Origin of the sequence: Micromonospora sp. NPDC049900, from assembly GCF_044461025.1 — a bacterium.
Taxonomy (GTDB): domain Bacteria; phylum Actinomycetota; class Actinomycetes; order Mycobacteriales; family Micromonosporaceae; genus Micromonospora.
Map to the genome: position 1 here is coordinate 714521 of NZ_JBITKM010000002.1, position 13202 is coordinate 727722.

11 protein-coding genes and 3 tRNA genes are annotated in these 13202 nt (G+C 72.4%); 6 read left to right on the plus strand and 8 right to left on the minus strand.

Translation table 11 applies throughout. From position 1 onward, the window contains the following. Positions 1 to 83 precede the first annotated feature (83 nt). From cofC to ACIBMZ_RS07720, 4 genes are read left to right on the plus strand one after another with little or no spacing between them, the layout of a single operon-like run. The gene (gene cofC / locus ACIBMZ_RS07705) at positions 84 to 695 is read left to right on the plus strand and encodes a 2-phospho-L-lactate guanylyltransferase (RefSeq protein WP_396691907.1); all 612 of its coding nucleotides are present in this window, start codon (positions 84 to 86) and stop codon (positions 693 to 695) included. A gap of 28 nt (positions 696 to 723) precedes the next feature. After that, the gene (locus ACIBMZ_RS07710) at positions 724 to 921 is read left to right on the plus strand and encodes a cold-shock protein (protein WP_396691762.1); all 198 of its coding nucleotides are present in this window, start codon (positions 724 to 726) and stop codon (positions 919 to 921) included. Between the two features lie 55 nt (positions 922 to 976). Continuing rightward, positions 977 to 3268: an RNA degradosome polyphosphate kinase gene (locus ACIBMZ_RS07715; RefSeq protein ID WP_396691763.1), complete on the plus strand. Its 2292-nt coding sequence runs from the start codon at positions 977 to 979 to the stop codon at positions 3266 to 3268. A gap of 53 nt (positions 3269 to 3321) precedes the next feature. Then, positions 3322 to 4200 (plus strand): NUDIX domain-containing protein, encoded by an 879-nt coding sequence (locus tag ACIBMZ_RS07720; RefSeq protein ID WP_396691764.1) that lies wholly within the window; start codon positions 3322 to 3324, stop codon positions 4198 to 4200. 12 nt (positions 4201 to 4212) lie between these two features. Here the strand turns inward: ACIBMZ_RS07720 and ACIBMZ_RS07725 are convergent, their stop codons facing one another. From ACIBMZ_RS07725 to leuC, 4 genes are all read right to left on the minus strand, one after another. Beyond that, complete coding sequence (locus ACIBMZ_RS07725; protein WP_396691765.1) at positions 4213 to 6162, minus strand: endonuclease/exonuclease/phosphatase family protein; 1950 nt, start codon at positions 6160 to 6162, stop codon at positions 4213 to 4215. Between the two features lie 148 nt (positions 6163 to 6310). Beyond that, positions 6311 to 6952 (minus strand): HU family DNA-binding protein, encoded by a 642-nt coding sequence (locus ACIBMZ_RS07730; protein ID WP_396691766.1) that lies wholly within the window; start codon positions 6950 to 6952, stop codon positions 6311 to 6313. A gap of 173 nt (positions 6953 to 7125) precedes the next feature. Continuing rightward, a complete protein-coding gene (leuD, locus tag ACIBMZ_RS07735; protein ID WP_350693599.1) occupies positions 7126 to 7713 on the minus strand; it encodes a 3-isopropylmalate dehydratase small subunit in 588 nt (195 codons plus the stop codon). Between the two features lie 16 nt (positions 7714 to 7729). Continuing rightward, positions 7730 to 9175, minus strand: coding sequence for a 3-isopropylmalate dehydratase large subunit (leuC, locus tag ACIBMZ_RS07740; RefSeq protein ID WP_396691767.1), 1446 nt, complete (start codon positions 9173 to 9175; stop codon positions 7730 to 7732). 49 nt (positions 9176 to 9224) lie between these two features. Between leuC and ACIBMZ_RS07745 the strand changes: the two genes are divergently transcribed. Then, complete coding sequence (locus tag ACIBMZ_RS07745) at positions 9225 to 9911, plus strand: IclR family transcriptional regulator (RefSeq protein WP_091671614.1); 687 nt, start codon at positions 9225 to 9227, stop codon at positions 9909 to 9911. A 150-nt stretch (positions 9912 to 10061) separates the two neighbouring features. Here ACIBMZ_RS07745 and ACIBMZ_RS07750 read toward each other — a convergent pair. The 4 genes from ACIBMZ_RS07750 to ACIBMZ_RS07765 all read right to left on the minus strand — a co-directional run bounded on the left by ACIBMZ_RS07750 (position 10062) and on the right by ACIBMZ_RS07765 (position 11667). Continuing rightward, positions 10062 to 10137: transfer RNA gene (locus ACIBMZ_RS07750), tRNA-Glu, on the minus strand. A 349-nt stretch (positions 10138 to 10486) separates the two neighbouring features. Beyond that, positions 10487 to 10559, minus strand: a tRNA-Glu gene (locus ACIBMZ_RS07755). Between the two features lie 136 nt (positions 10560 to 10695). Further along, positions 10696 to 10767 (minus strand) — tRNA-Gln (locus ACIBMZ_RS07760). A gap of 96 nt (positions 10768 to 10863) precedes the next feature. Continuing rightward, complete coding sequence (locus tag ACIBMZ_RS07765; protein ID WP_396691768.1) at positions 10864 to 11667, minus strand: fumarylacetoacetate hydrolase family protein; 804 nt, start codon at positions 11665 to 11667, stop codon at positions 10864 to 10866. Between the two features lie 237 nt (positions 11668 to 11904). Between ACIBMZ_RS07765 and ACIBMZ_RS07770 the strand changes: the two genes are divergently transcribed. Beyond that, a complete protein-coding gene (locus ACIBMZ_RS07770) occupies positions 11905 to 13188 on the plus strand; it encodes a hypothetical protein (RefSeq protein WP_396691769.1) in 1284 nt (427 codons plus the stop codon). Positions 13189 to 13202 lie beyond the last annotated feature (14 nt).

Here is a 13202-nt window from a genome sequence, read left to right on the forward strand (position 1 = left end):
TCATGCCTGTTCGCCCCTGGTACGGCCAGTGAGGGTACCGCCGCCGGGCTGGCAGGATGACGGGTGTGAGTCAGCCCTGGAGCATGGTGGTGCCGGTCAAACGCCTGGTCGCCGCCAAGTCGCGGCTGCGTGGTGGGCTGCCCGGCGTACCCCACGAGGAGTTGGCGCTGGCGCTCGTCGCCGACACCCTCGACGCGGTGCGGGCCTGTCCCGACGTGGTCGAGGTGCTCGTGGTCACCGACGACGCCCGGGTCCGGGCCGAGGCGCTCGCGACCGGGGCGCGGGTGCTGGCGGACGTCGCGGACGCGGGGCTCAACGGCGCGTTCCGGCAGGGCGCGGCGCAGGTGTCCGGCCCGGTGGCCGGGATCACCGCCGACCTTCCGGCGCTGCGCCCGGCCGAACTGGCGGCGGCGCTGCGCGCGGCACGGGACGCTCCACCGGGCGTCCGCTGCTTCGTGGCCGACGCGCCGGGCACCGGCACCGTAATGCTGGCCGCGCCGGCCGGCGTACCCCTCGGGCCGTGTTTCGGGCCCGGCTCGGCCGTGGCCCACGCGGCGAGCGGTGCCCGACCGCTGGCCGGCGACTGGCCCAGCCTGCGGCGGGACGTGGACACCCCGGACGACCTGGCCGCCGCCGCCGCGCTCGGGCTCGGTCCGCGCACCGCGCGGCTGGCCGCCGACTGCCTCACCGGCTGAGCGCCCCCACCGGTGTACGGTGCTGGGCATGCAGGGCACGGTGGCGACCTTCGACGCGGCGACCCGCAGCGGACTGCTGCTGCTCGACGACGGCACGGAGCTGGCCTTCCCGGCCCGCGCCTTCGACGCCTCCGGACTGCGGCTGCTCCGACTCGGCCAGCGGGTCCGCGTCGAGACCGACCCCGCCGGGGACGTGATCCGCGTGACCCTGCCGACGATGTCCTGACGCAACCCAGCGGAAGTTCATTTTGCGTTAACCCGGATCGGGTGATTATGAGCAGGTGAGCACCCCTCGCGAAGGCAACGCCAGTCCCGCCGGCATCGACGATTACACCAGCCGCGACGCAGGTCGCTCCCGGGGATCCGACGGGCGCTTCCGCCGTACCCGGCGCCCGACCGACCCGGCTGGCACCGACCCGGCCGACGCCTCCACCGGGCTGGAGGAGGTTCTCGACCCGGTGTCCGAACCGGGCGAGACGGCCCCGTCCGGCCACGAGCCGCCGGCCCGGCCGCTGCCGGACGACCGGTTCCTCAACCGGGAGCTGTCCTGGCTCGACTTCAACGCCCGGGTCCTGGCGCTGGCCGAGGATCCGCGCACCCCGCTGCTGGAGCGGGCGAAGTTCCTGGCCATCTTCGCCAGCAACCTCGACGAGTTCTACATGGTGCGGGTGGCCGGGCTCAAACGCCGACTCTCCGCCGGCCTGCCGGTCCGCGGCGGCGACGGGATGCCGCTGCGTACCCAGTTGGCGCTCGTCGCCGAGAAGGCCGCCACCCTGGTCACCCGGCACGCCACCTGCTTCGTCGACGACGTGCTGCCCAAGCTGGCCGACGAGGACATCCGGATCCTGCGCTGGTCCGACCTGGGCGACACCGAGCGGGACCGCCTGCGCGCCTACTTCCGGGAGCAGATCTTCCCGGTGCTCACCCCGCTCGCGGTCGACCCGGCCCACCCGTTCCCGTACATCTCCGGCCGGTCGCTGAACCTGGCCGTGTCGGTCCGCGACCCGGACGGCGGGCCCGAGTTGTTCGCCCGGGTGAAGGTGCCCAACAACGTGCCCCGGTTCGTCCGCGTCGACCGGGACCGGCCCGGCGTGCGGATGGTGCCGGTGGAGGACGTCATCTCGGTGCACCTCGGCCAACTCTTCTCCGGCATGCAGGTGGTGGAGTGCCACCTGTTCCGGGTCACCCGCAACGCCGAGGTGGAGGTGGACGAGGACCGCGACGAGGACCTGCTCCAGGCGCTGGAACGGGAACTGGCCCGGCGCCGCTTCGGCCCGCCGGTCCGGCTGGAGGTGGCCGCCTCCATCTCCGACCACATGCTGGAGCTGCTCGTCCGGGAACTCGACATGGACGCCCAGGACGTGCTGCGGGTCCGGGGGCTGCTCGACCTCTCCGCGCTGTGGCAGTTGTACGGCGAGGCCGACCGGCCCGACCTGAAGGACCCGCCGTTCGTGCCGGCCACCCATCCCCGGCTCGCCGAGGGCGAGGTGCCGCGCAGCGTCTTCGCCACCCTGCGCGACGGCGACGTACTGGTGCACCACCCGTACCACTCCTTCGCCACCAGCGTGCAGCGCTTCGTGGAGCAGGCCGCCGCCGATCCGCAGGTGCTGGCCATCAAGCAGACGCTCTACCGCACCAGCGGCGACTCGCCGATCGTGGACGCGCTGGTCGACGCCGCCGAAGCGGGCAAGCAGGTGGTGGTGCTGGTCGAGTTGAAGGCGCGGTTCGACGAGGTGGCCAACATCGGCTGGGCCCGCACCCTGGAGCGGGCCGGCTGTCACGTGGTCTACGGCCTGGTCGGCCTCAAGACGCACTGCAAGACCGCGCTGGTGGTACGCCAGGAGGGCAACCAGATCCGCCGCTACTGCCACATCGGCACCGGCAACTACCACCCCAAGACGGCCCGGCTCTACGAGGACTTCGGCATGCTCACCGCCGACCCGGAGATCGGGGCCGACCTGACCGACCTGTTCAACGTGCTGACCGGCTACAGCCGGCAGACCGCGTACCGGCGGCTGCTGGTGGCGCCGCAGGGCATCCGCAGCGGCCTGATCGAACGCATCGAGCGGGAGATCGCCCACGTCCGGCTGGGCATGCCGGGACTCGTGCAGTTCAAGGTGAACGCGCTGGTCGACGAGGAGATCACCGACGCGTTGTACCGGGCCTCCCAGGCCGGCGTCCACGTCGACCTCATCATCCGGGGCATGTGCACGTTGCGGCCCGGCGTTCCGGGGCTGTCGGAGAACATCCGGGTCCGCTCGGTCCTCGGCCGGTTCCTGGAGCACTCCCGGGTCTTCCGGTTCGGCAACAACGGCGACGCCGAGTTCTGGATCGGCTCCGCCGACCTGATGCACCGCAACCTGGACCGGCGGGTCGAGGCACTGGTGCAGGTCAGCGACCCGGTGGCGCGGGCCGAGCTGGACCAGGTGCTCGGTGCCGCGATGAGCCCCGACATCGACGCGTTCGAGTTGGCCGCCGACGGGAGCTGGACCCGGCGTACCGACACGACCGACACTCCCCCGGCCCACCTCCAGGGGATGCTGCTGCGTCGGGTCGGTGGCACCGCCGGGTGAGCGGCACCGGAATAGGCTGAGCGGATGATCGAGGAGGAACGGCGACGGACCGGATGACCGACGTGATCGAGATCCGGGCGGCCGGCGGCGTGGTGTGGCGGCCCGGACCCCACGACGACGTCCAGGTCTGTCTGGTGCACCGCCCCCGGTACGGCGACTGGACGCTGCCCAAGGGCAAGTTGGAGCCGGGCGAGCATCCGTTGGAGGCGGCCGTACGGGAGGTCGCCGAGGAGGCGGACGTACGGGCCGCGCCCGAGGTGCGCCTGCCCTCGGTACGGTACCGCAGCGAGGGCAGCCTCAAGGAGGTCGACTACTGGTCGATGCGGGCGATGGGCACCGGTGGCTTCCAGCCCGGCACCGAGGTCGACGCGGTGCGGTGGCTCGACGTGGACGACGCGGTGGCGCTGGCCAGCTACCCGCACGACGCGGAGGTGCTGGCCGCGTTCGCCGCCCTGCCCCGGGTCACCGCCACCATGGTGCTGGTCCGGCACGGCCACGCCGGTAAGCGATTGACCTGGTCCGGCCCGGACACCGCCCGGCCGCTCGACGACCGTGGCTGGTCGCAGGCGCGGGCGGTGGCGCCGCTGATCGCGCTGACCTGGCCGAGCCGACTGCTGTCGGCGTCACCGCGCCGCTGCGTACAGACCCTGGACCCGGCGGCCGAGACGCTGGACCTGCCGATCGAGATCAGCGGCGACCTGGACGAGCCCCTCGCCGGTCAGCAGCCCGACGAACGGGTGCTCGCCGCGGCGGCGCGGATGGCCGCGCTGGCCGCCTCCGGCGCGCGTACGGCGGTGTGCAGCCAGGGCAAGGTGATCCCGGGCGCGCTGGAACGTCTCGCCGGGCAGGACGGCGACTACGCCACCGACAAGGGCACCGGTTGGCTGCTCGCCTTCAGCGGCGACCGCCTCGTCGCCGCCGATCGGCTCTGACCCGCTGCGCCGTCAGCCCGCACCGCCGGGCAGGGTGAGGGTGACCGCGACCGGCAGGTGGTCACTGGCGGTGCCGGGTGTCGCGACGGCGTCCGAGGCGACCAGGTCGGGTGAGACGAAGACGTGGTCGATCTGCGCGCGCGGATCGTCGGCCGGGCTGGTCGGCACCGGACGGGCGGCGGCGAACGCGTCGACCAGACCGGCGTCGGTGAGCGCGGTGAAGGCCGGGTCGCCCGGCTCGGTGTTGAAGTCACCGGCGACCACCAACGGCAGGCCGTCGGCGTACCCGGTGGCGAACTCGGCGACGGCCCGGGCCTGCACCACCGGATCCGCGGCGGGCGGCGGTTGCAGGTGTGTGCTCACCACGGCCAGGCGCACGCCCTCGCTGAAGTCCACCGTGACGCCGAGCGCCTGCGCGCCGGTGGGTGCGCCCACGGCGGGCAGCGCCCGGGTCCGGGCCCGGTCCACCGGCCACCGGCTGAGCACCGCGTCGCCCCAGAGCGTGTCGGCGGCCGGCGCGAAGACGTAGGGCAGGCCCAGCCGGTCGGAGAAGAGATGCAGGGTGTCGTGGCCGCCGTTGAGCAGCCAGCCCCGGTCCACCTCGCTGAGCACCACCACGTCGGCTTCCCGGACCGCCCGCTCCAGGGCGGGCAGGTCGAACCGACCGTCCATGCCGAAGCCCATCCGGATGTTGTAGGCCACCACCCGGATCTGTTCCGGCGGGCCCGGCCGGTTGGTCGCCACCGGCCACGGCTCGTGCACCACGGCGGCGGCGAAGGCGGTCAGCGCGGCGAGCACGGCGATCGGCACCCTGGGCAGCCGGGCGAACGTGGTGGGCTCCCCGGCGGCCGGAGCAGCCGCTGGAGCGCCGAGATCCCCGGTGGCCGGTGCGGTGACCGGACCGGGCCGAAGACGGCCCTCCAGCGCGATCAGGCCGGTCAGCGCGGCCACCAGGGCCGGTAGCCACCCGTTGGGATAACCGAGGTCGTAGGCGGCGTAGTAGAGCACCGAGACGACCGCGAAGACGAGCATGCCGCCCACCGCCGCGTATCCCCGCCGGGTCGCGGACCGCGCCGACGGACCGGCGACGCCGTCGGCCAGCGCCAGGCAGCCGCCGAGACCGGTCGCGCTGAGCAGCACGGCGACGGTGAGCAGCGACGGCGGGCCGTACCCGAACAGCAGCGCTCCGACCAGCAGCAGAACCGGCCACACCAGCCGGGCACGTGGCCGGGACGGAGTCAGGGCGGCGAGCAGGAACACCGCCAACGCCACACCGAGCGGCGCGAACGCGAACAGCGGTGTCGAGGCGGTGCCCGGCGCACCGAACCAGTAGGACGTCGCGGTGCCCACCACCGCCGGCGACAGCGCCACCATGCCGGCCAGTACCGACGCCGGTCCGACGAGCAACCACGCCCGGCCGTCCGGCACCGGCCCGGCCACGGCGGAACGACGGGCGAGCTGGACCTCACCGGCGAGCAGCGCCACCACCATCACACCGCTGGCCGCCCACGCCGCCCAACTCCCCCGCCAGGCAAGGTCGTACGTGCCGACCAGCACGTGCCCGAGCGCCGCGGCGGCCAGTCCGAGCGCCAGTCCGGGTACGGCACGCGCGCCCCGGGTCGCGGTCGCGGCGAGCCACACCAGACCGGCGAGCAGACCGACACCGGCGAGCCAGAGCTGCACGACGCCGCCGGGGCCGGCGGTCAGGGCGAGCCGGGCGACGCCCAGCAGTGCCACGGCGACCACGCCGACGACGTGGCTGCCGACCAGCCGGACGAGCGGCGGCGCGGCGAGCGCCAACACGAACCAGCCGAGGGCGAACGCCCCGAGCAGCTCGGCCGGGGTCGACGCGGCCTGCCCGAAGATGGTGATGACCGACGGTAGGAAGACCCGCAGCACGTCGGTCAGGACGACGAGACCGAGGGCCAGGGTGGCGGTACCGAGATGGCGCTGACGCAGCACGATTCCTCTTTCGCCGAGAGGTGGTCCGGCGATTCTGGGCGTCGTGCCCCGCCCCGTCAACGTCCGCCGGATCCGGGCCTGGGGGCGGACCGGACGGACATGGCGAGGGCGCCCGCCGTGCGGCGGACGCCCTCGTCGTACGACCGGCTCAGCGCCGGGTCGCGCTCTTCCTGGCCGGCGCCTTCTTCGCCGGTGCCTTCTTGGCCGTCGCGGTCTTCTTGGCCGCGGTGGCCTTGGACGCCGTGGCGGTCTTCTTCGCCGGGGCGACCTTCTTCGTGGCGGTCGTCTTCTTGGCCGCGGCGGTGGTCTTGGTCGCCTTGGCCGCGGTCGTCTTCTTCGCCGCCGCCGTGGTCTTCGTGGCGGTCGTCTTCTTGGCCGCGGTGGCCTTCGCCGTGGTCGTCTTCTTGGCGGCGGTCGCCTTGGCACCCGTCGCCTTCGCACCGGTCGCCTTCGCACCGGTGGTCTTGGCGGTGGCCGCGGCGGTCTTCTTCGCCGCCGCCGTGGCCTTCGGCACCTTGCCGTTGGCCACCATCTCCTTGAACCCGGCGCCCGGACGGAAGGTCGGCACCGAGGTCTTCTTGACCTTCACCGCCTCCCCGGTACGCGGGTTGCGGGCTGTTCGCGCGCCCCGTACGCGCTTCTCGAACGCTCCGAATCCGGTGATCGCCACCTTCTCGCCCTTGGTGACCGCCGCCTGGACCTCAGCGAGGACCGCGTCGAGCGCGGCCGTCGCCGTTTTCCGGTCCCCCAGGCGAACGGCGAGCGCCTCGATGAGCTCGGCCTTGTTCACTACTTCCTCCTGATTGTGCAACTGACTCGACGCGAGCCATTCTGCGCGCACGGTATGCCCTGTGCTGCCCGGACACAAACATTCGGTGGAAAAAAGCCCTTGTGTCGTAACGGATTCGCCCCCACCGGTGGCACCGGTGGGGGCGAAATCGGCGACGGAGCCGGGTGAACGGGCTAGGCGACGCGGGGCAGGAAGGGCGACCGGGTGCCCTCGAAGGCACTGATCTGCGCCTCGTGGCGAAGGGTGAGTCCAATGTCGTCCAAGCCCTCCATCAGCCGCCAGCGGCTGAAGTCGTCGAGGGGGAACGACCACGTGGAACCGCCCGCCTGGACCTGCCGGGCGGTGAGGTCGACGGTGATCGCGGCCTTCGGGTCGGACTCGACCAGGGCCCAGATCTCCTCGACGGCTTTCAATTCCAGCTCGACCGGGAGCAGGCCCTCCTTGAGGGCGTTGCCGCGGAAGATGTCACCGAAGCGCGGCGAGATCACCGCCTGGAAGCCGAAGTCGCGCAAGGCCCACACGGCGTGCTCCCGCGACGACCCGGTACCGAACTCCGGACCGGCCACCAGAATCGAGGCACCCGAATATGATTCATCGTTGAGTACGAATCCCGGGTCCTCCCGCCACGCGCTGAACAACCCGTCGGCGAATCCGGTACGGGTCACCCGCTTGAGGTACACGGCCGGGATGATCTGATCCGTGTCCACGTCGGACCGACGCAGCGGCACGGCGGTGCCGGTGTGCACGGTGAACTTGTCCATCTGTCGCAGCCCTTCTCTACAGGTCGGCGGGGGCGGCCAGCCGACCGGCCACGGCGGTGGCGGCGGCGACGGGCGGGCTCACCAGGTGGGTACGCCCACCCCGGCCCTGCCGGCCCTCGAAGTTCCGGTTGGAGGTGGAGGCGGAACGCTGCCCCGGGGAGAGCGTGTCGGGGTTCATGCCCAGGCATATCGAGCAGCCGGCGAAGCGCCACTCGGCACCCGCGTCGGTGAAGACCTTGTCCAGCCCCTCGGACTCGGCGGCCTCACGTACGGCGGCGGAGCCCGGCACCACCAGCATGCGTACGCCGTCGGCGACCTGGTGGCCGCGCAGCACGTCGGCGGCGGCCCGCAGGTCCTCCAGCCGGCCGTTGGTGCAGGAGCCGACGAAGACCACATCCACCGAGAGGTCCCGCAACGGCATACCGGGCCGCAGGTCCATGTACTCCAGGGCCCGACGGGCGGCGGCCCGCTCGGGCTCGGTGCCGAAGTCGTCCGGGTCCGGCACCGTCGCGCCGAGCGGAGCGCCCTGGCCCGGGTTGGTGCCCCAGGTCACGAACGGCGTGATCTCGGCCGCGTCCAGCGTCACCTCGGAGTCGAACGTCGCGCCCTCGTCGGTGGGCAGCGTCCGCCAGTACGCGACCGCGGCGTCCCAGTCCGCGCCGGCCGGCGCGTTCGGCCGCCCCTTGAGGTACGCGAAGGTGGTCTCGTCCGGCGCGATCATGCCGGCCTTGGCGCCCCACTCGATGGACATGTTGGCGATGGTCATCCGGCCCTCCATGGAGAGCGCCCGGATCGCCTCGCCCCGGTACTCCACGATGTGCCCGCGCCCGCCGCCGGTGCCCACCTTCGTGATGAGCGCGAGGACCAGGTCCTTGGCGGTGACGCCGGGCCCGAGCCGGCCGTTGACGGTGACCGCCATCGTCTTGGGCCGCGCCTGCGGCAACGTCTGGGTGGCCAGGACGTGTTCGACCTCACTGGTGCCGATGCCGAAGGCCAGCGCACCGAACGCGCCATGGGTGGCGGTGTGCGAGTCGCCGCAGACGATCGTCATGCCGGGCTGGGTGAGCCCGAGCTGCGGCCCGATGACGTGCACGATGCCCTGGTTCTCGTCGCCCAGTGGGTGCAGCTTCACGCCGAACTCGGCGCAGTTGCGGCGCAGCGTCTCGATCTGCGTACGCGAGGTGGGGTCGGCGATGGTGAGCAGGTCACCACGCCGCTGCCGGAACGAGGGATCGGCGTACCCGGTCGGGGTGTTGTGATCCTCGGTCGCGAGCGTGAGGTCGGTACGGCGCACCTGGCGACCGGCGAGCCGCAGCCCGTCGAAGGCCTGCGGGCTGGTCACCTCGTGCAGCAGGTGCAGGTCGATGAAGAGCAGATCGGGCTCACCATCGGCGGACCGGACGACGTGCGCGTCCCAGACCTTCTCGGCCAGGGTCCTCGGCTCAGGAGTGACTCCCACCATCTGGACATCCTAAATTCTGGGAGGTAAATTTCGGCTTGTGGGACACAGTATGAGCGGTGTCGGCGTTCTCGACAAGGCGGTGGTCATCCTGGCCGCCTGTGTCGACGGCGCCAGCCTGGCCGAACTCGTTGAACGCACCAAGCTGCCCCGAGCCACCGCGCACCGGCTGGCACAGGCACTGGAGATCCACCGGATGCTGGTCCGGGACACCCAGGGCCGCTGGCGTCCCGGTCCACGTCTGGGCGAGCTGGCGAACGCCGCTCCGGACGTGCTGCTGACCGCCGCCGAGCCACTGCTGGCCGCCCTGCGCGACGCCACCGGTGAGAGCGCGCAGCTCTATCTGCGCCGGGCCGACGAACGGATCTGCGTGGCCGCCGCGGAACGCGCCAGCGGTCTGCGGGACACCGTCCCGGTGGGCTCGGTGCTGCCGATGACGGCCGGTTCGGCGGCGCAGATCCTGCTCGCCTGGGAGCCGCCCGAGGCGGTGATGCCGTTGCTACCCCGGTCCAAGTTCACCGGCCGCACCCTCGCCGAGGTACGCCGCCGGGGCTGGGCGCAGAGCGTCGCCGAACGGGAGGCGGGTGTGGCGAGCGTCTCGGCGCCGATCCGCGACCGCACCGGCCGGGTCATCGCCTCGATCAGCATCTCCGGCCCCATCGAACGCCTCGGCCGCCGCCCCGGCGAACGCCACGCGATGGCGGTCGTCCGCGCCGGCCAACGCCTCTCCGGCCTCTAACCCCCACCCCACGACGATCGCGGTTGATCAAGGAGTTCTGGTCACCGACAAGACCCGATCGGGACGCGAACTTCTTGGTCAACTCACCAGGGCGGTGGGGGGTGGGATGGGTGAAGCCCGCCTCGCGAAGGGCGAGACGGGCTTCGGGTGTGGTAGCCCCGACCGGATTCGAACCGGCGCTACCGCCTTGAGAGGGCGGCGTCCTGGGCCGCTAGACGACGGGGCCAAGACTTTCCTGGTTCACCGCCCCTGCGGGCGGTGCGGCAGTAGTCTAGCGGCGTCCTCCGCAGTGCCGGAATCTGGGGTGGGACGAAGTCGTCGGGCCAGGGCCGGGGCAGGTTTTCACCCGATCGGGTGAAGATCTGTCGCCGTCGACGCCCCGGGGGTCGGCACGGCGGCACCGGAGAGTCGGGCGCACCGGGCGGCGAGGCTGCCGACGAGGCCCGCCCCACCGGCGGCCAGCAGGCCAGTGCCAGCGCCCGTCGGCGACGCATCCCGGGAGCGCGGGCATCGACTGTCGGGACAGAGCGAAACGGCCCGACCCGCTGAGCGGGACGAGCCGTCACCTGAATCTGTAGCCCCGACCGGATTCGAACCGGCGCTACCGCCTTGAGAGGGCGGCGTCCTGGGCCGCTAGACGACGGGGCCAGAACACATTGCGACACCACCTCGCGGTGGTGCCGCCACACTCTAACAGAACCCGAGGCCGAGCCCCCTCGCGGAAGCATCGGCGCTGAACTCCACCAGAATCCAGCGACCTCGATTCTTGCGAATCGCGGCTGCGCTGGGGTACCAGGACTCGAACCTAGACTAACTGAACCAGAATCAGTCGGGCTGCCAATTACCCCATACCCCATCGGCCCCTTGCGGCGCCGGGAACAAACTCTACCCTCCCGGCACCGACAGGCCAAATCGACTTCCCCAAACCGCCCTTGAGCTGCACAAACGGCGATCAGGTCGCGGACACGACAGGGTTCGCCAACTCGCCGATCCCCTCGATCCGGACGGCCACCGTATCCCCCTCGATGAGCGGACTAACCCCCGCCGGGGTGCCGGTCAGGACGATGTCGCCGGGCAGCAGCGTCATCACGTGTGAGACGTACGACACCAGGGCCGGCACGTCGAAGACCATGTCCCGGGTACGGCCGAGCTGACGGACCTCCATCTCCTCCGGGTCGCGTCCCACCTCGCAGCGGATCTCCAGGTCGGTGACGTCGAGATCGGTGGTGATCCACGGGCCGATCGGGCAGAACGAGTCGAACCCCTTGGCCCGGGTCCACTGGCTGTCGGACCGCTGGAGGTCCCGCGCGGTGACGTCGTTTGCGCAGGTGTAGCCGAAGATCGCCCGTTCGGCGGCGGCCCGGTCGGCCCGACGGGCGCCCGGGGCGCCGATCACCACGGCCAGCTCCGCCTCGTGCTCGACCTGCTTGCTGAACTCGGGCAGCCGGATCGCGTCCCGGGGGCCGATGACGGAGGTGGAGGGCTTGAGGAAGAGCAGCGGCTCCTTCGGGACCTCGTTGCCGTGTTCGGCGGCGTGCTCGGCGTAGTTGCGGCCGACACAGACCACCTTGCTGGGCAGGATCGGTGAGAGCAGGCGGACGTCGGACAGCGCCCACCGGACACCGCTGAACGTGATCTGGCCGAACGGGTGTCCGGTGATCTCGGCGACGGTCAGCCCCTGCGGACCCGCCTCCGGTTCCCCCTCGACGACACCGAACGACATTCCCTTGGCATGAGCGAAACGAGCGATACGCACCAGCTCAATCTAGTCCGGTCGCAGACCGGCCCCGCCAGCGCAATCTGGTCCGGTCCCGGAGCGGACCGCCCGAGCCGATCCCGTCCGGTCCACGGACCGGCCCGTCCGGACCGACCCCGCCCGGGCGGTTCGGGCGGGGCAGCTTACCCGCGACGGTCGGTGTCGGGGTGGGAATCGTCGCTTCGTACCCGCACGACGTGCGCGCGCGCCTAGCGTCGGCTCCGGAGGTTCGTTCGTATGCCTGCATCGACACGACACCACAGCAAGCTCGCGGCGATCGTGCACTGCGTCGGTCTACTCACGGCGCTGCCGGTCCTGCCGGTGGCGACCGCCCCGGACGCTCCGGCGCCCGGACGGCCGTACGCGGCAGCCGCCACGCCCGAGCCCACCATGCCGTCGGCCCCGCCGGCGGTGCCCACACCGACCCGGGTCGCCTCACCGGCGGCCAAACCCGAGGTCAGCGTGGCGGTGAGACCGCAGAACACCGCCGCGCCCGGGTACCGCATCGAGGTCCGCAACCGGGGCGACTCGCCGGTCTCCACGACGGTACGCCAGGAGCTGCCGCAGGGCGCCACGGCGACGACGATCAGCGGCGGCGGCCGGGAGGTACGCCCCGACGGGTCGGCGGCGACCGAGGTGACCTGGCGTCTGAGCCTGCCGCCGCACAGCACCCGGACACTGGACACCACGCTGGCCACCACCTCCACGCAAGCCCCGCTGACCACGCCCGCCTGCGCCTTCGGCAGCGACGACCAGCAGCCGTACGACTGCGCGTCGGCCACCTGGACGTCGCCGGACGCACCGGCGGCCGGCGCGACGGAGTCGGGCTGGCGGCATCAGGCCCCTGCGCTGCTGGCCGGCGCGGTCGCGGTGCTGGTGCTCGGCGTCATCGGCTTCATCACCTGGCGTCGGCGTGAGCGGCCGGTCGCCGCCGCGCTGGCGTCGGACGGACCGGGGACGGTCTATCCGCGCCCGGCCACCCCACGGCCCCCGACCCGTCGCCGTACGCCACCGGTCTGGCTGGTGGTGCCGGTGGCCGCCACGGTGCTCATCGTCACGATCGGCGTGGCGGCGTGGACCGCCACCCGGCGGGTCGCCGCGATCGACACCGACAGCCAGCCGACCAGCGGCGCTTGGAAGGGCACCGGGATCAGTGGTGGGCTGGGCGTGCCGCTGCGCGAGGACGCGTTCGAGTTCACCGTCTACCGGATGGCCTGTGAGCCGGGCCGGGGCGCCCGCCAGTGCCAGGCGACCGTGGGGGTGCGCAACCTCACGCCGGAACACCAGAGCTGGCACGGCAAGTTGCAGCGGGCGTACCTGGCGGACGGCAACTGGGTCACCACCGACGAGCAGGCCACCCGGCGGGCCAACCGGGGGCGGGACGTCTTCGCCGAGCCGGTGGCGGCGGGCAGCCGGACGGTGCTGCCGCTGGTCTTCACGGTCGACGACGCGAAGGCGTTGCGACACCTGGAGCTGCGTAGCGGCGTCTTCTCCGCCGGCGTACGGGTGGACGTGCCCTGACCGGCGCGCGGGCG